The 26,056-nt window shown below is 47.7% G+C and carries 22 protein-coding genes; 21 read left to right on the forward strand and 1 reads right to left on the reverse strand.

Translation table 11 applies throughout. The features are described 5' to 3' along the window. Positions 1-53: 53 nt before the first annotated feature. From NLX73_RS03135 to NLX73_RS03155, 5 genes are all read left to right on the forward strand, one after another. Positions 54-494 carry a YlbF/YmcA family competence regulator gene (locus tag NLX73_RS03135; RefSeq protein WP_013310906.1) on the forward strand — a complete coding sequence of 147 codons (441 nt, stop codon included), beginning with the start codon at positions 54-56 and terminating at the stop codon, positions 492-494. Positions 495-533: 39 nt separating this feature from the next. Beyond that, a complete protein-coding gene (locus NLX73_RS03140; protein ID WP_023989316.1) occupies positions 534-794 on the forward strand; it encodes a YlbG family protein in 261 nt (86 codons plus the stop codon). 230 nt (positions 795-1,024) lie between these two features. Then, entirely contained in the window at positions 1,025-1,462 is a 438-nt protein-coding gene (locus NLX73_RS03145) for a hypothetical protein (RefSeq protein ID WP_023989315.1), read from the forward strand. A gap of 210 nt (positions 1,463-1,672) precedes the next feature. After that, positions 1,673-2,629: a selenium metabolism-associated LysR family transcriptional regulator gene (locus tag NLX73_RS03150; protein ID WP_254325338.1), complete on the forward strand. Its 957-nt coding sequence runs from the start codon at positions 1,673-1,675 to the stop codon at positions 2,627-2,629. Further along, positions 2,629-3,498 (forward strand): PHP domain-containing protein, encoded by an 870-nt coding sequence (locus NLX73_RS03155; protein ID WP_254325339.1) that lies wholly within the window; start codon positions 2,629-2,631, stop codon positions 3,496-3,498. Before NLX73_RS03150 ends, NLX73_RS03155 begins: the two co-directional genes overlap by 1 nt. A 90-nt stretch (positions 3,499-3,588) precedes the next feature. Here the strand turns inward: NLX73_RS03155 and NLX73_RS03160 are convergent, their stop codons facing one another. Continuing rightward, positions 3,589-5,334 (reverse strand): Rqc2 family fibronectin-binding protein, encoded by a 1,746-nt coding sequence (locus NLX73_RS03160; protein WP_254325340.1) that lies wholly within the window; start codon positions 5,332-5,334, stop codon positions 3,589-3,591. A gap of 228 nt (positions 5,335-5,562) precedes the next feature. Between NLX73_RS03160 and NLX73_RS03165 the strand changes: the two genes are divergently transcribed. The 16 genes from NLX73_RS03165 to pknB all read left to right on the forward strand — a co-directional run bounded on the left by NLX73_RS03165 (position 5,563) and on the right by pknB (position 25,986). Then, positions 5,563-8,361, forward strand: a complete 2,799-nt coding sequence (locus NLX73_RS03165) for a calcium-translocating P-type ATPase, SERCA-type (protein WP_254325341.1) — start codon at positions 5,563-5,565, stop codon at positions 8,359-8,361. A 109-nt stretch (positions 8,362-8,470) separates the two neighbouring features. After that, positions 8,471-9,304 (forward strand): diaminopimelate epimerase, encoded by an 834-nt coding sequence (gene dapF / locus NLX73_RS03170; RefSeq protein ID WP_254325342.1) that lies wholly within the window; start codon positions 8,471-8,473, stop codon positions 9,302-9,304. A gap of 205 nt (positions 9,305-9,509) precedes the next feature. Further along, positions 9,510-10,532 (forward strand): hypothetical protein, encoded by a 1,023-nt coding sequence (locus NLX73_RS03175; protein ID WP_254325343.1) that lies wholly within the window; start codon positions 9,510-9,512, stop codon positions 10,530-10,532. Between the two features lie 147 nt (positions 10,533-10,679). Next, entirely contained in the window at positions 10,680-12,566 is a 1,887-nt protein-coding gene (locus NLX73_RS03180) for a bifunctional homocysteine S-methyltransferase/methylenetetrahydrofolate reductase (RefSeq protein ID WP_254325344.1), read from the forward strand. A 35-nt stretch (positions 12,567-12,601) separates the two neighbouring features. Further along, complete coding sequence (locus tag NLX73_RS03185; RefSeq protein ID WP_254325345.1) at positions 12,602-13,489, forward strand: YicC/YloC family endoribonuclease; 888 nt, start codon at positions 12,602-12,604, stop codon at positions 13,487-13,489. Positions 13,490-13,545: 56 nt separating this feature from the next. After that, complete coding sequence (remA, locus tag NLX73_RS03190) at positions 13,546-13,806, forward strand: extracellular matrix/biofilm regulator RemA (protein WP_005548256.1); 261 nt, start codon at positions 13,546-13,548, stop codon at positions 13,804-13,806. Between the two features lie 14 nt (positions 13,807-13,820). Beyond that, on the forward strand, positions 13,821-14,393 hold the full coding sequence (gene gmk, locus NLX73_RS03195; RefSeq protein ID WP_061829021.1) for a guanylate kinase: 573 nt from the start codon (positions 13,821-13,823) through the stop codon (positions 14,391-14,393). A 122-nt stretch (positions 14,394-14,515) separates the two neighbouring features. Beyond that, positions 14,516-14,719, forward strand: coding sequence for a DNA-directed RNA polymerase subunit omega (gene rpoZ, locus NLX73_RS03200; RefSeq protein WP_013310893.1), 204 nt, complete (start codon positions 14,516-14,518; stop codon positions 14,717-14,719). Positions 14,720-14,809: 90 nt separating this feature from the next. Beyond that, positions 14,810-16,114, forward strand: coding sequence for a bifunctional phosphopantothenoylcysteine decarboxylase/phosphopantothenate--cysteine ligase CoaBC (coaBC, locus tag NLX73_RS03205; RefSeq protein ID WP_254325346.1), 1,305 nt, complete (start codon positions 14,810-14,812; stop codon positions 16,112-16,114). Further along, positions 16,114-18,690, forward strand: a complete 2,577-nt coding sequence (gene priA, locus NLX73_RS03210; RefSeq protein ID WP_254325347.1) for a primosomal protein N' — start codon at positions 16,114-16,116, stop codon at positions 18,688-18,690. Before coaBC ends, priA begins: the two co-directional genes overlap by 1 nt. A 133-nt stretch (positions 18,691-18,823) precedes the next feature. Then, positions 18,824-19,321, forward strand: a complete 498-nt coding sequence (def, locus tag NLX73_RS03215) for a peptide deformylase (protein ID WP_061829023.1) — start codon at positions 18,824-18,826, stop codon at positions 19,319-19,321. A 6-nt stretch (positions 19,322-19,327) separates the two neighbouring features. Beyond that, complete coding sequence (gene fmt / locus NLX73_RS03220; protein ID WP_254325348.1) at positions 19,328-20,287, forward strand: methionyl-tRNA formyltransferase; 960 nt, start codon at positions 19,328-19,330, stop codon at positions 20,285-20,287. Then, positions 20,284-21,699: a 16S rRNA (cytosine(967)-C(5))-methyltransferase RsmB gene (gene rsmB / locus NLX73_RS03225; RefSeq protein ID WP_254325349.1), complete on the forward strand. Its 1,416-nt coding sequence runs from the start codon at positions 20,284-20,286 to the stop codon at positions 21,697-21,699. The genes fmt and rsmB overlap by 4 nt, the downstream gene beginning before the upstream one ends. A 187-nt stretch (positions 21,700-21,886) precedes the next feature. Beyond that, on the forward strand, positions 21,887-22,927 hold the full coding sequence (gene rlmN, locus NLX73_RS03230) for a dual-specificity RNA methyltransferase RlmN (RefSeq protein ID WP_013310887.1): 1,041 nt from the start codon (positions 21,887-21,889) through the stop codon (positions 22,925-22,927). Positions 22,928-22,933: 6 nt separating this feature from the next. Next, positions 22,934-23,710: a Stp1/IreP family PP2C-type Ser/Thr phosphatase gene (locus tag NLX73_RS03235; RefSeq protein WP_254325350.1), complete on the forward strand. Its 777-nt coding sequence runs from the start codon at positions 22,934-22,936 to the stop codon at positions 23,708-23,710. After that, the gene (gene pknB / locus NLX73_RS03240) at positions 23,707-25,986 is read left to right on the forward strand and encodes a Stk1 family PASTA domain-containing Ser/Thr kinase (protein WP_250268757.1); all 2,280 of its coding nucleotides are present in this window, start codon (positions 23,707-23,709) and stop codon (positions 25,984-25,986) included. The genes NLX73_RS03235 and pknB overlap by 4 nt, the downstream gene beginning before the upstream one ends. Positions 25,987-26,056 lie beyond the last annotated feature (70 nt).

Here is a 26,056-nt window from a genome sequence, read left to right on the forward strand (position 1 = left end):
AAATGAGTCTACTTTTACTGGGTAGAACTTTATATAAAGTGAGATGAACATTCATGAGCGTAGCCGAATTGAATACGGTCAATATGGCAGAAGTGCTTATTAACGCCTATGAATTGGGCGATATGGTCAACCGATCCTTTGAGGTATCGGATTATTTATATTGGAAACAGCGTGTGGAATTGAATCCGTCTATTCAGGCGTGTGTACGCAAGCTGGATGCCAAAAAGGAGCTATTCGCGGAAACGGAGCGTTTTGGGCATTTTCATCCGAACTATCATGAAGCGAAGGATGCAGTGCAGGTCGTTGAGCTGGAACTGGAACAATTCGTGGATGTTAAGGAGTTCAAACGAGCCGAAAAGGCGCTGGATGATATGCTTCATGCCATGTCTGAAACGATTGCATATTCCGTGTCCGAGACCATTAAGGTGCCGAGCAATGATCCGAATGTGAAAAAGGGCGGATGTGGCAGCGGAGGGAAATGCTCCTGTGGATAGGTCATAGGAATGATACCGAGTGGAGGGGAGATGAAGCGAATGTTTGCCGAGCGGACAGGGTACATCATTTGGGTAAGCGATATCAAGGCTGCCCGCAATCTGGAGAAATACGGAAATGTCCACTTTATTTCAAAGCGTATGCATTATGTAGTTATATATATGAATGCGGATCGGGCAGAAGACACCGTTAAAAATATTCGCAGACTTTCCTATGTGCGTAAGGTCGAGCGCTCTTTTCGAAATGAGATTAGGACGGAGTACAACGACGATAAGGAAAAGATGAAAGAATATGAAATATAAGTTTCTAATATCTAAAAATTGTGAAATATTCTTAAAAGGTCAGCCTACGGGCTGGCTTTTTTTTGTAAAGTCAGGACTTTTGCATAATGGTCTTAATGCTGTTAGACCTAAAAAATCTTTAAAAACCGCCCATAAACTTCAATTTTGTAACTTGTAGTCCCGGGTCTATTGAGGTAACATATGAATATATTGGTAGATATAAAGACCTATCTGGTGGGGAGAGTGATCCCGTGCGTGACAAAGCAATGCAGCGATGGAGTACATACGAACCGTTCTACGTGGAGATGGGCGATAAAAAAGTCGCCGATATCGTGATTACAAATCATGCGAAAACTCGCTACTTAGATCGGATAGAGCAGAAACAGTCCGAGACGAATCATATCGCCGCCTGGCTTTGGGAATGCCTGAAGCAAAACAGGATGGAGTCCTACTATCATAACGAAGAGGATGTATATTTAATTGATGGTGATCTGGTCGTCGTGGCCGAATTTGGAGAGTTGCCCGGCGAGATGGATATTGCGGGGAATCCGCTTCACAAGATGATTGTCATTACCTTTTTGGGTCGAATGTCGGAGACCATTGAATTAAGGGATTTGAAGTCATACTATTCATGGCTACGCCATTCGCGACGCATGACACTGATGAAAAGCACTCGTAAGCAAAAATAGACGGTGATTGGGCGGTCGGCTCTAAATGAAAAAATCTCCGAACTTATGATTACCGTCAATTTTGAGTAGAAAGTATGCAGTTATCAGCTGCATGCTTTTTTTATTTCCAGCAATAAAACTCCCCCAATTCAGTAAGTTTACTTGGAAATGCTTCGACAGATGTTTTTCTTATGGTAAAATAGAGAGATCAGAGGGGAGAGGGCTGTCAGTATGAACTTTCATCAGTTGCACATTTTTTATACCGTAGCGGAGCGTGGGAGCTTTTCGGCGGCGGCACAAGCGCTGCATATGACACAACCTGCGGTGACGATGCAAATTCAGTCTTTGGAAGATTATTTCGGCACGAAGCTGCTGCAACGTTCGACTAAAAAAATCGAGCTTTCAGAGGCGGGAGCGACACTACTACCTTTTGCGAAAAAAAGCATGCAACTGATTAGGGAAGCTGACGAGGCGATGTCTGCTTTTACTCACATGCTGGAGGGAAGATTGCATATTGGCGCCAGTCTAACGATTGGTGAGTATATTGTACCAAGAATGTTGGGGCCGTTTGGCCAGGAATACCCTCATATACGCATGGCAATGAATGTGATGAATACGACTCAAATTATGGATGATATACTAAAACATCAGTTGAATTTAGGATTGATTGAGGCTCCAGTCCAGCATCCAGATATCGTGGTGGAGCCTGTGATGCAGGACGAACTGAAACTGATTGTGCCCGCAGGACATGCGCTGGCCAAGGCTAAAAAAGTGGTTCTGGAAGATGTGTTTAAGCATCCCTTTGTAGCCAGAGAAAAGGGATCTGGTACACGTCAAGTGATAGAAAATGAGCTGAAAAGTCGTGGTGTGGATGCCTCTCGACTTGGTATTGTAATGGAGATGGGGAGCACTGGAGCGGTTAAATCGGCGGTGGAGGCTGGACTGGGTATTACCATGCTATCACCTTCTTCGGTGAAGCATGAAGTTGCGCTCGGTTTGTTGAAAATTGTGAACATTTCAGATATCACGTTCAAACGAGAATTTTATGCAATTCATTTGAAGTCGGCGTTGTTGCCGATTCCGGTAGTCACCTTCCTGTCTTACTTGCGTCGTCATGATCAGGGAACGGACGTGCTGAGGGACTCGCAGGACGAGCTTGCAAAGGTGAAAGAGAAGGAGGATGTATAATGAAGGAGCAGATTAACGTAAAACGATATGATTTACATACACACACCCAAGCATCTGACGGCATGCAGCCACCCGCCGATAATGTGCGCTGGGCCAAGGAAAAAGGACTGGCAGGTGTGGCCATTACAGATCATGATACGGTAGCTGGTCTGGAGGAAGCTCTGAAGGAAGGAAAACGCATAGGAATTACTGTGGTGCCAGGAGTGGAAATTAGTACTCGAGCTGGCGGTAAGGATATTCATATACTCGGTTATTTTATGGATTACCGCAATAAAGTGTTTTTGGAGCGGTTGGAAAAGCTTCGCCAGGCGCGGGATACCCGTAATGATTTGATTTTGAGTCAATTGCGTAGTCTGGGCGTGGAAATCACACTGGATGAAGTGGTGGCTACGATGGGCAGACCGCTGGCACCAGATGAAAGCATTGGACGTCCACATATGGCAGATACGCTGGTTCAAAAGGGATATGCGAAGGATATGCGGGATGCGTTTGACCGTTACTTGGCGGAAGGAGCACCCGGATATGTGTCTGTACCCCGTGTAGAGCCTGCGGAGGCCATAAACTGGATTCGTGAAGCAGGAGGGGTCCCTGTGGTGGCCCACCCTGGCTTATACGGAAATGATGAGCTGGTTCGCTTTATTATAGAGGAGGCGAAGCCTGTGGGCTTGGAGGTGCGACATTCGGACCATGATGCTGAGGCTGAGAGCCGATATACTGCGATGGCGGCACAATATGGGCTCATTGCAACTGGCGGCTCGGATTTTCACGGCGCACGCCAAGGTGTTATTTTCCACGGTGATCTGGGTAGCCGTAGTGTGGAAGATCAGGTTGTCGAGGAATTGAGGAAGGCTGCTGTTGGACAAAAGTAAATAAAAAGCCCCTTGCCTTATGCATGGAACACAAGAAGTGTATCGTGCAAAGAACAAAGGGCTTTTTTTGTGGATTCAATAGGCTGAGACTTAGCCGTTTTTGATGCGATTCGGCAGCTTTTTGACCAGTTCCTCATCGGGTGTAATGAAGAGCGTACGCTGATGGTCGTAGATGACAAAGCCGGGTTTGGCTCCGCTGGGCTTACGTACATGCCGAATCAGGGTGGCGTCCACAGGCACACTGCTGGACTGCTTGGCCTGGCTAAAGTAGGCAGCGAGTTGAGCTGCTTCCTCCAGCGTCGTATCCCCGAATTGCTCAGCACGAATAACGACGTGTGACCCCGGAATATCCTTTGTGTGCAGCCAGGTGTCATTTGGTCCGGCCAGTCGATTTGTCACATATTCATTTTGCAAGTTGTTTTTGCCGACCAGTAACTCGATACCTTCGGATGATGTATAGACGTGCAGGGTTGGACGGTCGTTTTTCTTCTTTTTCTTTCCTTTTTTGACCCGATCTCTGAGATAGCCCTGCTGAACCAGTTCTTCACGTATTTCCTCAATGTCATTCATAGAGGCGTGGGCTAGCTGCTGAAGAAGATTGTCCATATAACGGATTTCTTCGTGCGTTTTCTCCAGTTGTTCGTCAATGACAGCCAAGCTGTTTTTATATTTGTTGTATTTTTTAAAATACCGTTGTGCATTATCCGATGGGTTGAGTAGCGGGTCCAGTGGGATGGTCATTGGACGCTGTTCCTCATCATAAAAGTTGGTGAGCGTCACTTCTTTGTCCCCTTTTTTCACCTCATGCAGCGAAGCGAATAGCAGCTCTCCATAAATGCGAAATTGATCGGCATCTTCCGCCTCGGCCAAATCCTGATGGAGATAGTCGAGTTTTTTTACGTTTTTACTTCGCTCGTTTTGCAGAAACCGCAGTAGGTCACTGACCTTTTGCTTAACCGTATCCCGTTCTGCTTTTTCACCGAAGAAGTCCTCCATACACTCACTGATAGTAGCGTACTCCTTACGTTCTTCTTGGATCAACGTCAGTGGAATGGCTGAGAATATCACTTTATCTTGTGCGTTTAGTCCAGATACCGGCTGAAAACGGTGATTCCGCACGTCATCCATGATGTGACTGAATGTCCTCCATAGTGAACGATCACTATCACCAGATACTTCATTAGTTACTCGAGTTAGTATCTCTTCAGCAATGAGAGGACTGAGTCCAGTAAAAGTGTTCACGATCCAGCGTTTAGGAGCTTCTTCGGCCTCGATCGCTGTTTGATACGAGGATATGAAGGCTGCCTCTTCTGTTTCTAGGGGATTCAGCTTGTTTTGTGCAGGAGGTTCCGTGTATTGAAAGCCGGGCATAATGACCCGATAGCTGCTGATAGACGGTGTGACATGATGAATGCCATCCAGCATCACGCCTGTTTCCGGGTCAAGCAAAATAATGTTGCTGTGTCTACCCATCAGTTCAATGATAATTCGTTTGAGTGAAATATCTCCCAGTTCATCACGTTGACGAATATCCATGTGAATAATACGCTCCATGCCCACCTGCGTGATTTTCTCAATAACGCCTCCTTCGCAATGCTTGCGAAGAAGCATACAAAACATAGGGGCTTCTGTCGGATTAAGAAAGCTTTGTTCTGTAAAATGTACACGCGGGAAGGTCGGATTAGCCGACAGTAGCAGCTTTACGCTTCCGCCTTGTGCCCGCAGATTCAGCACGATATCGCGATCGTTTGGCTGATGTATTTTATTAATGCGCCCGCCCCGGATGCCTTGCAGTTCGTGTACGATAGCGCGGGTTACGATTCCGTCCAATGCCATAATTATGTTCTCCTTTGAAGCAAATGTATTTTCGCCTTCCTTCTATGATACATAACTTTGGGACAAAACTTAAGCGGCTTTGTGATATTTCAGATTCTGTCCGAATAGATTGAATCTAGAAAGTCTGTCCAGCTTATCAGCAATCGCGGCACAAAATATAATAACGGGCAGCCATCCTACGCACAACCGACGGAAACGGACTATCTGACCGGGAGGGAATTGGGGAGAATGGAACAAGCACACTGGCACCAATTAAGCAATGAACAGCTTTCAACAAGTCTGGAAGTCGACCCGAAGCAGGGTCTTTCGGAGGAACAGCTTGCGGAACGAAGAGAAAGGTCAGGATGGAATGAGCTGAGCGAGGGGAAGCGAGTTTCGGCAATCTTGCTGCTGCTCAATCAGTTCAAGGATTTTATGATGCTTGTATTGATGGGAGCGACCCTGATATCCGGACTACTTGGCGAATATTTGGACGCGATTACCATTATTGCTATTGTTGTACTGAATGGAATTCTCGGCTTTGTACAAGAATTCAGAGCTGAGCGTTCATTGCGAGCTTTGAGACAACTGTCGGCCCCAACCGCCAAAGTGTTGCGGGGCGGCAAACGAATTCAAGTTCAGGCCAGAGAACTGGTGCCGGGTGATATTGTGCTGCTGGAAAGTGGTGATCGCATTCCCGCAGATGTAAGGTGGTTGAGTACGAACGGCTGTGATGTAGAGGAGTCCGCCCTGACAGGTGAATCAGTTCCGGTGAGTAAGCATTGCCGCCCTATTCATGCCGCCGAAGTACCACTCGGGGATCAAAAAAACATCGGTTTTATGGGCACGATGATGACCAGAGGAACCGCACAAGGAATGGTTATACGTACAGGTATGAGTACCGAAATGGGTAAGATCGCAGACTTGATTGAAAATACGGAGTCGCAGGAGACACCGTTGCAGCACAGATTGGAGCAATTGGGCAAAATTTTGATTATCGTAGCGTTGGCGCTAACGGTGCTCGTTGTCGTAGCAGGCATTTTACATGGACAGCCAGCCATGAGCATGTTCTTGGCCGGAGTGAGTTTGGCTGTGGCGGCTATACCGGAAGGGTTGCCAGCTATTGTGACGATTGCGCTCGCATTGGGTGTGCAGCGTATGATTAAACGAAAGGCGATTGTGCGTAAGCTGCCTTCTGTTGAAACGCTCGGCTGTGCATCTGTCATTTGTTCCGACAAAACGGGTACCCTGACCCAAAATAAAATGACAGTCACCAAGCTATGGCTGGACGGTCGTTTCTGGGGAGTTACGGGAGAGGGCTATGACCCACACGGGCATATTATGGATAGAGACCTTCCTGCCGATCTTAAAAACGGACAATCTCTGCGTAGACTGTTGCAAGCTAGTGTGCTTTGCAACAATGCGGAAATTGTTCAAGCCGATACAGAGGAGCTACGTTCGAAAAAGAAAACCAAAGAGCCGACGCCGTCCGCCGTTTGGGAGCTGAAGGGTGATCCGACGGAAGGAGCGCTGATCACGTTAGCTGCCAAGGGCGGAGTCACGCGACAAGGGCTATATGAGCTGTACACAAGGGAGCGAGAATTTCCCTTTGACTCGGATCGGAAGCGAATGTCGGTACTCGTACGCCACCAGGGAGGACATATTGTCTTTGCCAAAGGTGCCCCGGATGTACTGCTGGGTCAGTGTTCCTATATTTTATGGGAAGGAAATGTCGTTCCGTTAACGGGTACGTTGCGCCAAAAGGTACTGGCGGCTAACGAAGGAATGGCCTCGGAGGCGCTACGTGTACTTGGTGTCGCTTACCGTGATATTCGCTCGCATGAGCGTGTCTCCACGGTTGAGGAGGCTGAAGCACAGCTGATCTTTATTGGGCTGACAGGCATGATTGATCCGCCACGTCGTGAGGTTCGCGAAGCCATTGGCAAGTGCCGTCGTGCTGGCATTCGCACTGTGATGATTACCGGAGATCACGGTACAACTGCAGAGGCCATTGCACAACAGCTGGGCATTCTTCAGCGCGGATCCCATGTGTTGACAGGACAGGAATTGTCTGCGATGGATGATGCGGCGCTGGACAAAGCCGTTGATACCGTCTCTGTGTATGCACGAGTTTCGCCAGAGCACAAGCTACGGATCGTTAAGTCGCTGCAAAGACGCGGACATGTCGTAGCCATGACCGGAGATGGTGTCAATGACGCTCCAGCGATAAAGGCGTCGGACATCGGTATTGCCATGGGCATTACGGGGACGGACGTGACCAAAGAAGCGGCTGCGCTTGTTCTGAGTGATGATAATTTCTCAACCATTGTAGCCGCAATTGAGGAAGGACGGAATATTTACGAGAATATCCGTAAATTTATCCGTTATCTACTCGCCTCCAATGTTGGTGAGATTTTGACGATGTTTTTTGCCATGATGGCCGGGTTGCCATTACCTTTGTTACCGATCCAGATTTTATGGGTGAATCTGGTGACAGATGGCCTACCAGCGATGGCTCTGGGGGTGGACCAGCCAGAAAAGGATCTTATGGAGCACAAACCTCGTGGCGCAAAGGAAAATATTTTTGCTCGTCGATTGGGCTGGAAAATCATTAGTCGTGGCTTGTTGATTGGTTTATGTACGCTAGCGGCCTTCTGGCTGACATTACGTATTGCACCGGATGACGCAGGACAATTGATCAAAGCACAGTCCGTTGCCTTTGCTACGCTAGTCTTGGCACAGTTAATTCATGTATTTGATTGCCGCAGTTCCCGTTCTATTTTCCATCGTAATCCGTTTCAAAATAGTTATCTCGTGCTTGCCGTGCTCTCCTCCGTAGTGCTAATGCTGGTGGTTATGTACGTGCCTGTGCTGCAACCTATTTTCAAAACGGTACCGCTTGGATTGCGTGAGTGGGCGCTATCCATTGTGGCAGCCGGGATTCCTACGTTTCTTATGGGAGCGGGAAGTGTATGGGGCGGTCGACGCAACCGTCGTCGCGGCGGAAATACACACTTTTCAGCAGGACGTACGAAGTTTTCAGCCTAGTAATCGGGTCATGCATACCGCATCGCTTTCCCACTATTGCCCTGTATGATATCATGGGATCAAAGCTTCATGAGGAACATGATATCAGCAGCAACGGCGGAGGTAAGCTATGGAATTCACAAAAATGAACGGTCTAGGTAATGATTTTATCGTTTGGTTTGGGCATCAGGATTTGCCGTCTGACGCCTCGGAATTAGCTGTTCGGCTATGTGATCGACATTTTGGTGTTGGCGCCGATGGGTTGGTATATATATTGCCGTCAGAAAAAGCGGATTTCTGCATGCGCATCATTAACTCGGACGGCTCGGAGGCCGAGCAATGTGGTAATGCTATCCGTTGTGCTGCCAAGTACGTATATGACCGTAAACATATCAACCGTGAACAGATCACGATCGAGACCCTGGGTGCAGGTGTGCAGCAGGTGGAACTAACTGTAGAGAACGGACTTGTTCGTATGGTGAAGGTAGATATGGGAGAGCCGATTCTTGAGGGTTTGAAAATTCCAACTACACTAGAGCGGACTAGCGTAATTAACGAGCCTATTGAAGCTGGAGGAAGTGGTTTTCGCTTTACGGCTGTATCTATGGGGAATCCGCACTGTGTCATTTATGTGGAGGATGCGCCAAGCTTTGATCTGGAAGCCTGGGGGCCGAAGCTGGAATGCCATCCGTTGTTCCCTAAAAAAACAAATGTTGAGTTCGCCACGGTACGTAGCCGGAAGCATATAGATATGAGAGTATGGGAGAGGGGAGCCGGACCAACGCTAGCTTGTGGAACCGGAGCCTGTGCTACGCTTGTTTCTTCTGTACTAAACGGATACAGCGACCGTCACGCCATTGTAAGTCTAAAGGGCGGCGATCTGGATATCGAATGGAACGAGGAAGATAATCACATATATATGACGGGCCCGGCTGAGATAGTGTACGAAGGTCGTCTGTTCTGAATCATGTGAATTATAAAGATAGCGTGTAACTGGCCTATGAATCGTATAGAAGTGAGTGAAAAGAAGACCTTAGAGGTCTTCTTTTTTTGGACTTACATGCCCCTGTATACAAGGAATACGATGAAGAAGGCAATATTCTGTCTTTTTTTGGCGCCTGAACGATGTATAATATAGAAAATGAAAAACAATAAGGAGGCCGTTCATAGTGCGGAAATTTCGTTGGATTTCAGCAGTTGCAGTCCTCATATTTGTAGCCACCGCGCTTCCGGTTCAGGCGGCGACCATTCCTGCTGCCGCGGAAACGACGGACAAGCAGGTTGGCTCGCTAACTCCGACAGTGGTAAGCCGTTTAGAAAAAGCGGTGCAAGAACTCATTGGTTCAAAGACAGCATTTCAATTTGACGATGTGACAGATATGGGGAAAACCTGGATTGTAGAGGGCGAACTGGAAGACGGAACTGCTACGTTGCAGACAGAATATAATAAAGAAAAAAACAGAGTGGATTCTACAACCATACGATATAAAATAAGCAGCTTGGGAAAGGCGATGAACGCGCCACTCAAGACGAAAGTGCTAAACAGCGCCAAAGCGTTTGACAGCAAGCGTCCTCTGCAATTTGAAGCATTTTGGCGGGTCAAATCCCCTTATCAATCCAACAAGCCTTCAAATTACTGGGTGTTTTGGGGTGCAGGAGAACAAGCTTCCTCGTTGTATGTGGATGTGGATCGAGGTAACGCTATTACCATCAACGCGGACTATGCCCTGAAGCGGGTGGACCCTGTGTTACTGAACCGTGCAATGAACACATTTAAGCGTGTGAGTGGACAGCGAATCAAGGTACAGCACGCTTCACGGTACAAGGACGAGACGAAGGGACTTTCATACTGGTCGTTTGAGGATGCAAACGAGGCGAGTGAGGTCAAAATTAGCGCGGTAACCGGTAAAGTGCTGGCCGTATCCACCTATGGGGTAGACTGGAACGATGACGCAGATTTCAAAAAAACATTTGCAAGCCCGAAATATACTGCCTCAGAAGCTTTGAAGCTAGTCAAGCCCAAGGCTCAGATGTTGTTTAATATCAATTTGACCGGCTATAAAGTGAAAGTTCAAGGGAATCAATATACGTTCTCCAAGCAGCAAAAGGGAACGGATTCTATTGTGGCTAAAGTGAATAAAAAAGGGACTTTTTACGCTTACTCTCTCCATTCTTCCGATGGGAAAATGTAGTAGGAAATAGAAAAGATAAATGAAGCCGCTTCACTCCTGATATCATATTGTCGGGGAGTGGGGCGGCTTTTTTTGTTTTTGGCTTATGTTTGTAGTCTCTTTATGTTACATTAGTATGAAAATAAAGAGCGGGGTGGAGCAGAGGACATGAAACCGGATTTGCGTACTGTGCTGAATCGTGAATTTATTGTCGGAGACGGCGCAATGGGGACTTTTTTATACCAGCTAGGATTTCCAGTAAATACGTCTTTCGAAGAACTGAACATCACTTCGCCTGACGTTATATCAGACGTGCATGGTCAATATTTAAGTGCAGGAGCTCGATTGCTGGAGACTAATACATTTTCTGCAAATGATTATAAGTTAGCCCGGTTTGGTTTGGAATCTAAGGTAGAAGAGATCAATCGTGCCGGTGTGAGAATTGCCAGAGCTGCGGCCGGACCTGAACATTATGTGGTAGGTGCGGTGGGTTCCATATGTGGGGGCAAACGGCTTAACATATCAAAGCTGGAGCTGGCAAGAAACTATGAGCAGCAAATTGATGCCCTTCTCTCCGAAGGAGTCGACGGCATTTTGTGCGAAACGTTTTATTCACTGGATGAAATACGCATTGCGCTTCACAGTGTACGTAAATACAGTGACATTCCGGTAATTTGTCAGTTTGCAGTTGATCAGGTTGGTCGTACCCAAGATGGTTTTTTGGTGGCGGAAGCTTTTTCGGTGCTGCGTAATGAGGGGGCAGACATCCTTGGATTTAACTGTCACTCGGGTCCGCAGGGAATTATGAGTGTAATGGAGCAGCTGGACGGCCCTTTGTCTGTACCGCTGTCCGTATATCCGAATGCAGGACTAGCAGATTATGTGGACGGTCACTATGTATACGGTGCATCACCTGAATATTTTGGAGAATGTGCCAAGTCCTTTGTAGACCTGGGGACGAGGCTGCTCGGTGGTTGCTGCGGAACTACACCGGACCATATTGCAGCTATCTCCAAAGCCTTGAACCGTTTGCAACCGCCTCTGCTGGCTTCAAAAGAAGCTTTGTCGAAAGAGTCCTTTCAAGTGGCAGAGCAGATTGCAGATGAAGAGGAACGAGGAAATGGCAGACATACCAGCGAGCCCAATATTGTGGATCTGGTTAAGGAACGACATACGGTCATTGTAGAACTGGATCCTCCGCGCGATCTGGACATTACAAGGTTTATGCAAGGTGCTCATGCATTGAAGAAAGCAGGGGCCGACGCGCTTACACTAGCTGACAACTCGCTTGCAGTCACTCGCATGAGCAACATGGCGCTTGGACATTTGGTCAGTATTGAAACAGGCTTGCGCCCATTAATTCATATAGCATGTCGTGATCGCAATCTGATTGGTACTCAATCCCACATGATGGGTTTTGACGCGCTCGGTATTGACCATGTACTGGCGGTTACTGGAGATCCGGCGCGGTTCGGTGATTTGCCAGGCGCCAGTTCGGTGTATGATATGACCTCTTTTGAAATCATACGCATGATCAAGCAATTAAATGATGGTGTCGCATTTTCCGGTAAGCCACTGAAGCAGAAAGCTAATTTTGTGGTAGGTGCCGCATTTAATCCTAATGTCAAGCATTTGGGTAAAGCCGTACAGCGGTTGGAGAAGAAGATTGCCTCCGGAGCCGATTATGTTATGACTCAGCCCGTATACGACCACGAGTTGATTGCAGCCATCGCGGAAGCGACACGACATTTGGAAGTACCGATTTTTATCGGTATTATGCCGCTGGCTAGTGGGCGCAATGCAGAATACTTGCACAATGAAGTACCAGGGATTCAGTTATCCGATGAGGTACGTGCACGTATGTCTGGTCTTGAGGGTCCGGAAGGACGAGCAATGGGCGTGTCTATTGCCAAGGAGTTGCTTGATACGGCAATGGAACATTTTAATGGTATCTATTTTATGACTCCATTTATGTTCTATGAAATGACAGCTGAACTGACTTCTTACGTATGGCAAAAATCAGGCCGTGCACAGGCCCCCTTGTTTCGACTATAATAATCAATTACAATAGTATAATGGATGTGATGCCGATGTCATTGAGTATGACCGGATACGGTCAAGCCATCCTTCATTATGAGGGCTATAAAGTGCGCTTGGAATTGAAATCGGTGAATCACCGCTATTTGGAAGTGATGATGAGAATTCCGCGCGAATGGACTCGATACGAAGATGGCTTGAGAAGAACGGTTCAACAGCAGATTAAACGCGGTCGTATCGATGTCTTCATCCACAGGGAACGTGATGAAGAACAGATGCCCGCCGCGCGGTTGAATGACACTGTGGTGCAGGCTTACCTGCATGCAGCGGAGCAGCTGGCGGATCGTTATGGAGTGAAAGGAACGTTAGGGATAAGCGATATTCTTGCTTTGCCTGACGTTCTGGGTGAGCCTGGAGAGGCTTGCCATGGAGATGAAGAGGACTGGGAAGAGCAACTACAGCGGGCTTTGAATGAAGCTTTGCAAGGTTTACTGGAGATGAGAAGGCGAGAAGGCGGGCATTTGGCGCAAGATGTGGAATCCCGTATTTTACGTCTGGAATCTCTGCATCATGAAATGACGGTGCTGGCTCCTCATGTTGTGAGCGACTACCGTAACAGGCTGAAACACAGGCTTAAAGAGCTTCAGGACGGTTCATTTACGCTTGATGAACATAAGTTCGGAATGGAGATTGCGTTATTCGCGGATCGCAGCAATATTGACGAGGAACTTACCCGGCTTCAAAGTCACTTTGGACAGTGCAAGGGATTGCTGCTGTCAGACGAGCCGGCCGGTCGCAAATTAGATTTTTTAATCCAGGAAATGAACAGGGAAGTCAACACGATCGGCTCCAAGGCTAATCATCTCACATTGGTTAATTTGGTCGTTGAGATGAAAGCAGAGCTCGAGAAAATTCGTGAGCAGGCTGCAAATATTGAGTAGCTACCTGGTAGCGGCACGGCTGCAAGAGTCACATGTATAGGGGGAAAGACCTGAATATGGCAATCAAATTGATCAATATTGGTTTCGGCAATATCGTGTCGGCCAACCGAATTATCTCCATCGTCAGTCCGGAGTCTGCTCCGATCAAGCGGATTATACAGGAAGCCAGGGACCGTCATATGCTAATTGATGCTACCTATGGCCGCCGGACGCGGGCTGTTATTATTACAGACAGTGATCATGTAATCCTGTCTGCGGTGCAGCCGGAGACGGTCGCTCATCGCCTATCCACTAAAGATGATGACAATGACGAATAAAAATGGAGTGTACTATGGCTAAGGGATTATTATTTGTAATATCCGGACCTTCGGGTGTCGGTAAAGGGACGGTAGGCAACGCATTGCGTGAGAAGCTACCAGAGATAACATACTCCGTTTCTGCTACAACTCGAACACCTCGTTCAGGCGAACAGGATGGAGTGACCTATTTTTTTAAAACGCGTGAAGAATTTTTGGGTATGATTGAACGAGATGAAATGCTGGAGTATGCTGAGTATGTAGGGAACTATTATGGTACTCCACGTGATTTTGTAGATCAGACCCTTGCGCAGGGAAAAGATATTTTTCTGGAGATTGAAGTTCAGGGAGCGCTAAAGGTTAAAGAAAAATTTCCAGAAGGCATATTCATTTTTCTGCTTCCGCCTTCGCTAGACGAATTAAAGGATAGAATCCGGGGACGGGGCACAGAAACTCAAGCGACCATAGACCACCGTATGTCGGTAGCTGTGGATGAAATGAATTTGTTGCGTCACTATGATTATGCGGTCGTCAATGATGAGATTGATTTCGCTTGTAAACGAATAGAATCCATTATTATCGCCGAACATTGTAAGGTTCATCCTTAAACGAGGGCTTTACATATGCCAAGCGTACTTAAAGAGAAATAATACTGTATAAGCTGAGCTTGAAGGTGTACACTGGAGTTCAGCTTATACAGTCCCAAAACTACATGAAGAGGTGTCTATTCGTGCTGTATCCTTCCATTGATGAAATGATGAAAAAGGCAGATAGTAAGTATTCGTTGGTTGTAGCGGCTTCACGTCGTGCCAGACAGTTGCGCGAGGGTGAAAAGACGACTCTCAAGAATCCTAAATCCCACAAACAGGTTGGAGTGGCGTTGGAAGAGATTTACGCGGATCATCTGCGTCTTGAAAGCGGCGAAGACGAGTAAGAATTATACACAACTATTATAACCGGGCGCAATGCCAATTCCTTTGACAACCGCAAGGTTGTTATTTTTTTAGGTCAGGGGGAGTTAACGATGTTGAAGGGAAAAGTTATTATTCTTGGTATAACTGGCGGAATTGCTGCTTACAAAGGGGCAGCGCTGTGTAGTAGGTTGACGCAAAAGGGCGCCGATGTTCATGTGATTATGACGGCCTCTGCCAAGGAGTTTATTACCGAACTTACGCTGCAATCGCTCTCTCGTAATTCGGTGTACAGTGACACATTTGATGAAAGAGAGCCATCAGTCGTATCCCATATTCATCTGGCGGATGCGGCTGATTTGGTGCTTGTTGCTCCTGCAACTGCGAATATTATCGGGAAAATGGCGCATGGTCTTGCTGATGATATGCTGTCTACAACGTTGTTGGCTACAACAGCGCCTATTATGGTGGCACCTGCGATGAATGTACATATGTACACTCATCCCGCAGTCATGCAAAATATGGAGACGCTTGTATCACGTGGCGTGAAGATGATTGAGCCTGGTGAAGGATTACTGGCTTGCGGTTACGTTGGCAAAGGACGTTTGGAAGAGCCGGACACAATTGTGCAAACCATAGAGCGTTTTTTTGATCAGCAAGCTCAGGAACAAAAAACCACCATCAAGTCTGAACCACGATGGTTTGGTGACGCATCTATGGAGGCTCAAATGCCTGAGTCACTTGTGAATGAGAATGAATCGGTGCTTTCAGGCAAAAAAGTCATTGTAACGGCTGGAGGCACGATCGAGCGAATTGATCCAGTACGTTATATCACAAATGATTCATCTGGCAAAATGGGCTTTGCCATTGCAAAAGTGGCTCAGGAGATGGGTGCAGAGGTGCACTTGATTGCCGCCAATACCAGCGCGGAACCGCCTACTGGTATTATGCTTGAAAGAGTCCAGTCAGCTGAAGACATGTACGACGCTGTATTAAAGCAATGGGAAACGAGCGATATGGTCGTTATGGCTGCTGCAGTTGCAGATTATCGACCACGTGAGATTGCACAGACCAAGATCAAGAAAAAAGATAGTGTATTTACGCTAGAGCTAGTGAAGAACGTCGATATTCTAGAATCACTCGGACGGAGTAAGAAACATCAATTTTTAATTGGCTTTGCAGCTGAAACCGAACATTTGGAGACGTATGCGATAGATAAATTAGAACGTAAAAATTGTGATTTGATCGCGGCAAACGATGTAACTGTGAATGGTGCTGGTTTTGGCGTCGATACGAATGCTGTTCAAATTTATGACCGAAGCGGGATCGTAGAGCGTATTCCTGTACAGTCAAAGGAAGAAGTTGCGCGTAAGTTGCTTACTATAGCCGCGGGACGCATGGGTGGGGTGCTGCATTAATGGAGACGGGCAATTTAGTTGCCAAGGTCATTGTCGATGTACCTGCCAAGGATACGGACCGCACCTTCGATTATCTGATACCAGACTCAATGAGACCTTGGATTGAGCCGGGTAGCCGGGTAGCTGTGCCATTTGGCAAACGGACGGTGCAGGCTTTTGTCATCTCGGTAGTCCCAGCTGATGATCCACCAAAATACAGAATGAGAGCGATCCAGGAACTGCTGGATTTGGTACCACCCTTATCTGCCGACCTAGTCGAACTGGGCAAATGGATGAGCGAACGTTATGCTTGTAATCAAATTATGGCACTGCAAGTGATGATCCCTACCGCGCTCAAGGGCAAAGCAGAACGCTATATCTCAATTGCGGAACAGCATGAGTTAACGCATCCACAACGTACTATACAACCGAATCAGGGCGATGAGCTTGAATGGGCACTTCTGACCGACGATGGTATGAGTGATCCGACGGAGCGTCGGATTGTTAGCTTCATTGAGGAGAAGGAGCAAGTCTCATTGCAGCAACTCAGTCGACGTTTCCCTGAGGAAGCAGAGGTTATTAAATCCCTGTTACGCCGGGGTGTGCTTCAGGAAAGTCAAGTTATCAAAGACAAACTTGGCAAAAAGACCATGAAATCCGTTGATCTGGCTATTGGCATAGACGAGGCATCAACGGCACTGGAGCAATTTTCTGCCAAAGCGCAGCGTCAGCGGGAGGTACTTGCTTTTTTGCTGGAACGTAGCGAGTTTCTGCCTTTGTCGCTGAAGGAAGTCATGACCTCACTGAGTGTCTCGGCTGCAACGGTTAAGGCACTGGAAGATAAGGGCTATGTGTTGCTGGAGGATGTCGAAGTGTTCCGCGACCCCTACCGGGGCAGACACTTCAAGCCTACAGAGCCACTCCCTCTCACAGCAGAGCAGCAGTCGGTATATGAACGGATTATTCGCCAGCTGGACACGCGTGAGCAAGGAGCTTATTTGTTGCATGGAGTCACAGGGAGCGGTAAGACGGAAATCTATCTACAGACGATTCAGCGTTGTATCGAGCAGAATCGGCAGGCCATTGTGCTGGTACCTGAAATATCGTTAACCCCACAAATGGTTGAGCGTTTTAAAGGCCGGTTTGGCGATCAGGTAGCAGTGATGCACAGTAGGTTGTCCGGGGGGGAACGGTACGATGAGTGGCGCAAAATACGCGAAGGCCGTGTGAAAGTGGCGATTGGCGCTCGCTCGGCAGTATTTGCGCCTTTTCGTGAGTTAGGTCTTATTATTATGGATGAGGAGCACGAAACGTCCTATAAGCAGGAAGAGACACCTAAATATCATGCGCGTGATGTCGCCATTCGCAGAGCCCATCAGCATGGGGCTGTTGTTATTCTCGGCTCGGCTACACCGTCGCTGGAAAGCTACTATGCGGCTCGCTCACAAAGCAACGACGAGTTTGCGCCGTTGCTGCTTGAAATGCCAACTCGCGCATTGGGGAACACGTTACCCGAAGTACATATCATGGATATGCGTGAGGAACTGCGTGCTGGCAACCGCTCTATGTTCAGCCGTGCGTTGCATAATGGAATTGCAGAGCGGTTAGAGCGTAAGGAGCAGACGGTACTCCTGTTGAATCGGCGTGGGCACTCCACGTTCGTCATGTGCCGTAGCTGTGGCTATGTCGCGGGTTGTCCGCATTGTGATATTTCGCTTACGTATCATCAGCGGTCGAACAATTTACGTTGCCATTACTGTGGCTATTCCGAGCCCGTGCCTCAGACTTGCCCTGAGTGCGGTAGTGAGCATATTCGCTATTTCGGTACAGGTACCCAGCGAGTGGAGGAAGAGCTGGCGAAGCTATTCCCCGGTATACGTGTTGTTCGAATGGATGTTGATACAACAACAGAAAAAAATGCCCACGAAAAGCTCCTCAAGCAATTTCGTGATAAAAAAGCGGACGTGCTGCTCGGTACTCAAATGGTTGCCAAAGGCCTGGACTTTCCCGATGTGACACTGGTTGGTGTCATTACTGCGGATTCGGCTCTCAATTTACCGGATTTTCGGGCCGCGGAAAAGACTTTTCAGCTATTAACACAAGTAGCTGGACGTGCTGGGAGACATCAATTGCCAGGGGAAGTATTTGTACAATCCTATACTCCAGAGCATTATTCGGTGATTCACGCAAGTCGCCATGATTATGCTTCTTTTGTGAGGGAAGAATTGAAACACCGCCGCAATTTGCACTATCCACCATATTGTCGTCTTATTTTGGTGACCTTTTCTCATGAACAACTCCCGGTGCTGGTCCGGCTGGCTGAGAATTATTCAGCAACACTACAGGGACGGGCCAGACAGCGGGGATGGTTCGGGAACATGGATCGTCTTACATCGGATGTACTCGACATTTTGGGACCAGTAGCTTCACCCATTTCGAGAATCAAGAATAGATACCGATTTCAATGTATGATAAAATGGCGTGGAAATATCGATGCGATTAGTTTGGCACAGCAAGTAGCTGATGAAATGGCCGAATCCGCACAGGCACAAAAGTTGCTGATTAGTCTGGATGTGGATCCGCAAATGCTTATGTAGAGTGTTGCCACAAAAGTTTATTAGCACAATTAATGCGGACAAGCCGTCCGTACATAGGATAATGTAGCAGTCGCGTTTGTGATGAATACAGTTAGGCCTAAATGAAGCATAAAGAGGAAGGTGTTCTGTTGTCATGTCAATTAGAATTATAGTGTTGGAGCCGGATGACGTATTGCACAAAGTAGCAAAGGAAGTCACTAAAATTACGCCTAACGTGCAAAAGCTGCTCGACGATATGGCAGATACGATGTATGAAGCGGAGGGAGTAGGTCTTGCTGCTCCGCAAGTAGGTATTTTGAAGCGTCTCATCGTTGTAGATGCTGGAGATGAGCATGGTTTGATTAAAATGATCAATCCAGAGATCGTGGCCGAAGAAGGAGAGGAATTGGGTCCTGAAGGCTGCCTGAGTATACCAGGGTTGAACGGGGATGTGCGTCGTGCCGAGAAGGTTACAGTCAAGGGACTGGACCGCGAGGGTAAAACCATTACCGTTACAGCGACAGGGTTGCTTTCTCGTGCTTTTCAGCATGAAATTGACCATTTAAATGGAATTTTGTTCACGGATATTGCAGAAAAAGTATATGAGGTTGCGCTGGAACAGCCAGGACCGAACCGTCAGATAGGAGAGTGAGGTTCGATGAGTCAAGACATTCGTATTATCTTTATGGGTACGCCTGAGTTTGCAGTGCCATCGCTGAACATGTTACTGGATAACGGTTATAACGTGGTTGGTGTGATTACACAGCCCGATAAGCCACAGGGACGAAAAAAAATATTGACGCCTACACCAGTCAAGGAAGCGGCAGAAAAACGCGGATTACCTGTACTGCAACCGACCCGCCTGCGCCAGCCAGAAGCGGTGGCTCAGGTGGCAGAGCTGCGTCCTGATCTGATCGTAACCGCAGCCTATGGGCAAATTTTGCCTAAGTCCGTACTAGACCTGCCTCGGTTCGGCTGTCTGAATGTGCATGGTTCGTTACTTCCCCGTTATCGGGGAGGTGCACCGATCCAGCGTGCGATTATTAATGGTGAAACTGTGACGGGTGTGACGCTGATGTATATGGCGGAAGGACTGGACACTGGTGATATGATATCGCGAGTTGAGGTTGCTATAGAGCCGGAGGATACCTCGGGTACGATTTTTGAGAAGCTAAGCGTAGCTGGAGCAAAGCTTTTGCAGGATGAGCTGCCTAAGTTGCTGGCAGGCCAATCAGACCGTACGCCGCAAAACGAGGACGAGGCAACTTATGCCCCGAACCTGAACCGCGAGGATGAGCGTATTTCGTGGAGTGACAATGCTCAGCAGATATACAACCGGATTCGCGGCCTGGTTCCTTTTTCCGGTGCGTTTACGCTTTGGGAGGAAAATGTTTTTAAAATTTGGGCTGCTGAGCAGCCTTTCATAAACAGTGAAGTGAGTGGCTCAAATGTTCCAGTACCCGGAACGGTTCTTCAATTGACCGCTCGTGGCATTGAGGTGCAGACAGGCGAAGGAACTCTCTGGCTAACTCAGGTTCAACCGGCTGGCAAAAAGGTTATGGATGCCGGAACCTTTGCACGCGGCGGACAGATGAAGCCAGGCACGGTGCTCGGATGAGCGGGAGTCACTCCCGCCAGGGAGGCCAAGGCAAGGCAGTGGGTGCCAGATCCGGCAAGACTCGCAATCAGACGGCGCGGGAAGTTGCACTTGATGTGTTGACCGGTGTGGAGCAAGAGGGTGCATATAGCAATCTTGAGCTAAATCGTCGGCTTCAGCAGGCAGGTTTATCTGCAAGTGACGCTGGTTTGGCGACGGAACTTGTATATGGTACAATCGCACGCCGAAATACACTAGATTATTTTCTCAATAAATTTGTTCAAAAAGGAACGGCCAAGCTTCAGGCTTGGGTACGTTCGTTGCTGCGGATGAGTGTGTATCAGGTGGTGTATCTGGATCGAGTTCCGGATCATGCAGTCGTTAGTGAAGCGGTGACCATTGCCAAGCGTCGTGGGCATCAGGGGATTTCCGGTATGGTCAACGGCGTGCTCCGCAGCATGTTGCGTGAGCCGGACAAGCTGCGTATTCCTGACGATTTGTCACCAGAGGAACGGATTTCTTTAGAACATTCCCATCCACAGTGGCTGGTTAAGCGCTGGATTAAGCAATACGGTGTAGATACTGCTGAGGCTATCTGTCAGGCTAATAATGAGCCCCCTGCGGTCAGCGTACGGGTGAATACGACAATGACCAGCCGTGATCAGCTGCTGGACGAGATGCGCTCAAAAGGGCTTGATGCCGTTCCTTCCGCAGTTAGTCCCTATGGGATTGTTGTTCGTAGCGGTGGAAATATGGCGCTTACCTCGTGGTATACGGACGGCTTGCTGTCCGTACAGGATGAAAGCTCCATGCTCGTTGCCGAAGCAGTCGCTCCTGAGCCTGGCATGCTGGTACTGGATTGTTGTGCCGCTCCAGGTGGCAAAACAGCTCATATGGCTGAGCTGATGAAGGATCAAGGCCGGATAGTTGCGAATGATCTGCATGCCCATAAGCATCAATTAATCCGTGAACAGGCTAATCGACTTGGCCTGGATGCTGTGGAAACAGTCACTGGTGATGCGCTAGAACTGAAAGAACGCTATGCTCCAGCTTCTTTTGACCGTATTTTACTGGATGCGCCATGCTCTGGCTTTGGAGTAATTCGTCGTAAACCGGATCTGCGTTGGAGCAAAACTGCGCAGGATATTCGCGACATTACACAGCTTCAGCATGAGTTGCTGGATAGTGTGGCGGGATTGTTGAAGCCAGGTGGTATTCTGGTATACAGCACATGCACGATTGAACCGGACGAAAATGAAGGACAATTGACTCAGTTTTTAAGCGAACATCCAGAGTATGAATTGGCAGAGGGTCATTCCTTCCCGGACGTGAGCCACGAAAAGGATAGTATACAGGGAGGCTCGGTACAGCTGTTACCGCAGCATTTCCACAGCGACGGATTTTATATTGCGCGCCTGCGTCGGGTGAAATAGCGCGGAAGAGAATTCCAGGCAACTGTCCACCAGTGTTTCCACATTCCGCCGGAACATTTCCGGCGGTTTTTTGCATGAAGACGAAAAATTTTTACCCCCTTAGGGATTTGTGCTAAAATAGGAAGAATGAAAAATACGATCTGCGATCAAACAGAACTTAATGAAGAAGGAACGGGTGCAAACATTGATGAAACCTTTTATATATGATTTAACTCTGGAGGAGCTTCAGGACTGGGCCAAGAACAATGGTGAGCCTGCTTTTCGTGGAGGACAAATTTTTGACTGGCTGTATGTGAAGCGGGTCAATGATTTCAGCGAGATGACGAATTTGTCCAAGGCGCTGAGAGAGAAGCTTGAGGAGCAATTTAGTTTTGTGACGCTTAGTGAAATTACAAAGTTGGAATCAAAGGACGGTACAGTAAAATTCCTGTTCGGTTTGCACGATGATCATGCCATTGAAACGGTCATTATGAGACACAATTACGGAAACAGTATTTGTGTAACGACTCAAGTGGGTTGCCGGATTGGTTGTACTTTCTGCGCTTCGACGCTTGGAGGCCTCAAACGGAACCTGACGGCTGGTGAAATTACTGCACAGGTGGTGCAAGCTCAGAAAATTTTGGATAAAACCAATGAACGAGTGAGCAGCATCGTGATTATGGGCTCGGGCGAACCTTTTGAAAACTATGAAGCGACCATGACGTTTTTACGTACAATGGTTCATGAAAAAGGTCTGAACATTGGTCAACGTCATATCACGGTGTCGACTAGCGGTATTGTACCGAATATTTATAAATTTGCCGACGAGGATACCCAGATTAATCTGGCAATATCCATTCATGCGCCTAATGATGCGCTTCGTTCGAAGCTGATGCCTGTAAATCGGCGTTATCCCTTTAAAGATGTTATGGATTCTCTACGTTACTATCTTGCTAAGACGGGGCGGAGAATTTCGTTTGAATATGCCCTGATTGGCGGGGTAAACGATCAGGCAGAACATGCTGAAGAGCTAGCGGATGTGTTAAAGGACATGCTGTGTCACGTCAATTTGATTCCAGTCAATCATGTGCCTGAGCGCAAGTATGTGCGCACATCACGCAGCGATATTTTTAATTTCCAACGTATTCTTGCCGAAAAAGGCGTCAATGTGACGATCCGGCGTGAACAGGGTCACGATATTGCCGCTGCTTGCGGTCAGTTGCGTGCAAAGCATATGGAGTTGGGGTGAAACCATTTGATCAAAACAGTTCATGTCAGCCATGTCGGACGTGTACGTTCGGTGAATGAGGATTCTGCCTGGATCAGGCACTTGGAGCAAGGCTATATTCTTGGGATTGTTGCCGATGGTATGGGGGGGCATTTGGCCGGTGATACGGCCAGCCGCCTTGCGGTAGAGACACTTGCCGCTGATTTGGCGACGCTGGAGAGTGGATTATCCGCACATTCTTTGACGGCGGCGCTCAGCGACGCTATTTTGCATGCCAATGAAGTCATCTTCCAGACGGCTGCATGCGATGACAAGTATCATAATATGGGAACGACAGTTGTTGCGGTTTTACTAAACGATGCATCCGGAATTATCGGACATATCGGTGATAGTCGCGCCTATGTCATATCCAAAGGAGCGGTACGTCAGCTTACAGAAGACCATACTTTGGTTAATGAGCTGTTCAAAAACGGTCAGATCAGTAAGGAAGAACGGGAGAACCATCCCCGTCGCAATGTGCTGACTCGGGCGCTGGGCACTGATTCTGAGGTGAAAGTGGATATTGACTCCATTGCGCTGGAAAAAGGCGATGTACTGTTACTGTGTAGCGACGGATTAAGCAATTTGGTAACGGAAGAACAAATCAGTAAAGTAGTAGGTGCCGCAGAGAATCCTTTGGAGGAGCGTGCGGATCGTCTGCTACATCTGGCGCTGCTTGCCGGAGGAGACGATAACATTACTGTGGCTTTGTTTGAATTGCCCGATGACACGGTTTCATTGAGTGAAAAGGGGTGTGACGCATGATCGGGCACCTGCTAGGGGGAAGATACGAAATTATTGAGCGCATCGGTGGCGGCGGTATGGCGCTGGTGTATAAGGCTCAAGACATTTTGCTGAATCGCAATGTTGCAGTTAAAGTGTTGCGCCAGCAATTTGTTCATGATGAGGAATTTATTCGCCGGTTTCGGCGTGAGGCGCAGTCTGCGGCCTCGCTTTCGCATTCGAATGTGGTCAGTATTTATGATGTCGGCCAAGAGGATGAAATCCATTATATTGTAATGGAGTGCATCGAAGGTAAAAATTTGAATGAGATTATTAAAGAACGTGCTCCATTGCAAGTGGATGAAGCAGTACGGATTGCTTCCCAGATTTGTGATGCGCTGGAGCATGCCCACCAAAATCAGATCATTCACCGAGACATTAAGCCTCATAATATATTAATTGGACGTAATGGACGAGTTAAGGTAACCGATTTTGGGATTGCTAGAGCTGTTACGTCAACGACCATTACCCAGACGGGTTCTGTTGTGGGTTCTGTTCATTATTTTTCACCTGAGCATGCAAAGGGTGTCGTCACCGGCGAAAAATCGGACTTATATTCTTTAGGTATTGTCTTATATCAAATGCTGACGGCGCAGCTCCCTTTCCTGGGAGAAAGTCCAATTAGTGTAGCGCTCAAGCATTTGCAAGAGGAATTTGAGGAACCGCGTAAAATTAATCCGTTGATTCCGCAAAGTGTGGAAAATGTCATTCTAAAATCCATGCGCAAAAATCCAGAAGAGCGTTATCAATCGGCAGACGAAATGCTAAAAGATTTGGAAACCTGTTTGCTGCCGGGACGGCGTAATGAATCCAAGCTGGAGTTTACACATTTGGATGATGAGGATCAAACACGGGTTATTCCGGCTATTAAGCCTCAACAATTAGGGATGTCTTCTAGTGGGGATGATGTACCTGCTCAATCGCGTGAGTCTGAACAGCTTCCGAGCAAGCAATCGTCCAAGAAAAATAGAAAAAAAGCGATCTTGTGGGTAACACTAGTGTTGGTGTTACTTCTGTGCATGGGCGGAGTGGTGTACTATGTGCAAAGTGTACTCGTCGTGCCTGAGGTAAAAGTACCAGGTGTATTGACACAAACAGAAGACCAAGCGAAGGTTAATCTCAGTAAAGCGGGATTACTCATCGAGGAGCCAATCCAGCATGAATACAAAGAGGGAATCGCGCCTGGAGTTGTATTTTATCAAAGCTATCCTGAAGATTCTTTAGTCAAGGAAGGAACCAAGATTAGTCTGAAAGTCGGGATTGCCAAGCCGCTCACCCCGATGCCGGATGTCAAAGGCCAAAGCTACGAGAATGCTGTTAAGCTGCTGACCGCCCAGCAAATTAAGGAGACGCAGATTCAGCAAAATGAGCAGTTCAGTGATCAGGCCGCAGGGACTGTACTTAGTCAGACACCCCCTGCCAATGAGCCATTTGATAAGGATTCAGTCCAGGTTGTGCTCACAGTCAGCAAGGGCGCTGACACTGTGAAAATGCCAAGTCTCGTAGGGAAGACGCAGAATCAAGCGGAAAATGAGGTCAAAAAGGCAGGGCTGAAGGTTGGCTCGATTAAAGAAGAATTTAGCTATGAGCAGGAAAAAGGAAGAGTAACCAAACAGTGGCCGTCAGAGGCAGGCAGTGAGTTGCCACCAAATACGGAAATTACGTTTTATGTAAGCACTGGTTATCCACCAGAAGCAATTACGCTGCCATTTAATGTGCCTGTTGCGCCGAAGGAAGAGGGTAAAAACAGCAAAATTCGTATCACTTATACGGATGCACGTGGAGAAAATCAGGAATGGGGAAGCCGTACAATTAATACGACACAGGTGTTCACTATCAACCTGCTAATGGCTCCGAACAAAGACAGTGTTGTCTCAGTATTTAGAGATGGTGACTTTATTGATACGTATCCAGTCTCTTATATTGAGGCAAAAAATGGAACAGTGACGATGCCTCAAATTGCTCCGCCTGCCGGAGCTTCACCAACGGATACACCTGATGATACTTCCTCGCAGAATGGAAGTGGAAACGGCGAGCAAGGTGATAGCGGGGGAGATTCTAATGATAGTGGTAATAGTGGGGGCGACTCGAACAATCAGGAGGGCACAGGAGGTAATGGTGACCCTTCCGCCTTTGTTCCTGGAACGAATTCCACGGGGGGTACGCGCAGTGAGTTGGCGGTTAGTCATAAAAACAACCCAGGCCACGCTTCCCACAAAAAGAAGGAAAAAGTGATTGAGGCTATTCAGCATCAGTAAACTTGCAATAGGAAGATGCTTAACCTGTTATACGCAATGAAACTTGAACATTATGAAGGAGGACATCTTA

This window comes from Paenibacillus sp. CH40 (assembly GCF_024213605.1).
GTDB lineage: Bacteria > Bacillota > Bacilli > Paenibacillales > Paenibacillaceae > Paenibacillus > Paenibacillus polymyxa_B.

What these genes read in the sequence shown, in the direction of transcription:
- NLX73_RS03135 (WP_013310906.1), top strand. Translation starts at nt 54, where the DNA reads ATGAGCGTAGCCGAATTGAATACGGTCAATATGGCAGAAGTGCTTATT.
- NLX73_RS03140 (WP_023989316.1), top strand. Translation starts at nt 534, where the DNA reads ATGTTTGCCGAGCGGACAGGGTACATCATTTGGGTAAGCGATATCAAG.
- NLX73_RS03150 (WP_254325338.1), top strand. Translation starts at nt 1,673, where the DNA reads ATGAACTTTCATCAGTTGCACATTTTTTATACCGTAGCGGAGCGTGGG.
- NLX73_RS03155 (WP_254325339.1), top strand. Translation starts at nt 2,629, where the DNA reads ATGAAGGAGCAGATTAACGTAAAACGATATGATTTACATACACACACC.
- NLX73_RS03160 (WP_254325340.1), bottom strand. Translation starts at nt 5,334, where the DNA reads ATGGCATTGGACGGAATCGTAACCCGCGCTATCGTACACGAACTGCAA.
- NLX73_RS03165 (WP_254325341.1), top strand. Translation starts at nt 5,563, where the DNA reads ATGGAACAAGCACACTGGCACCAATTAAGCAATGAACAGCTTTCAACA.
- dapF (WP_254325342.1), top strand. Translation starts at nt 8,471, where the DNA reads ATGGAATTCACAAAAATGAACGGTCTAGGTAATGATTTTATCGTTTGG.
- NLX73_RS03180 (WP_254325344.1), top strand. Translation starts at nt 10,680, where the DNA reads ATGAAACCGGATTTGCGTACTGTGCTGAATCGTGAATTTATTGTCGGA.
- NLX73_RS03185 (WP_254325345.1), top strand. Translation starts at nt 12,602, where the DNA reads ATGTCATTGAGTATGACCGGATACGGTCAAGCCATCCTTCATTATGAG.
- remA (WP_005548256.1), top strand. Translation starts at nt 13,546, where the DNA reads ATGGCAATCAAATTGATCAATATTGGTTTCGGCAATATCGTGTCGGCC.
- gmk (WP_061829021.1), top strand. Translation starts at nt 13,821, where the DNA reads ATGGCTAAGGGATTATTATTTGTAATATCCGGACCTTCGGGTGTCGGT.
- coaBC (WP_254325346.1), top strand. Translation starts at nt 14,810, where the DNA reads ATGTTGAAGGGAAAAGTTATTATTCTTGGTATAACTGGCGGAATTGCT.
- priA (WP_254325347.1), top strand. Translation starts at nt 16,114, where the DNA reads ATGGAGACGGGCAATTTAGTTGCCAAGGTCATTGTCGATGTACCTGCC.
- def (WP_061829023.1), top strand. Translation starts at nt 18,824, where the DNA reads ATGTCAATTAGAATTATAGTGTTGGAGCCGGATGACGTATTGCACAAA.
- fmt (WP_254325348.1), top strand. Translation starts at nt 19,328, where the DNA reads ATGAGTCAAGACATTCGTATTATCTTTATGGGTACGCCTGAGTTTGCA.
- rsmB (WP_254325349.1), top strand. Translation starts at nt 20,284, where the DNA reads ATGAGCGGGAGTCACTCCCGCCAGGGAGGCCAAGGCAAGGCAGTGGGT.
- rlmN (WP_013310887.1), top strand. Translation starts at nt 21,887, where the DNA reads ATGAAACCTTTTATATATGATTTAACTCTGGAGGAGCTTCAGGACTGG.
- pknB (WP_250268757.1), top strand. Translation starts at nt 23,707, where the DNA reads ATGATCGGGCACCTGCTAGGGGGAAGATACGAAATTATTGAGCGCATC.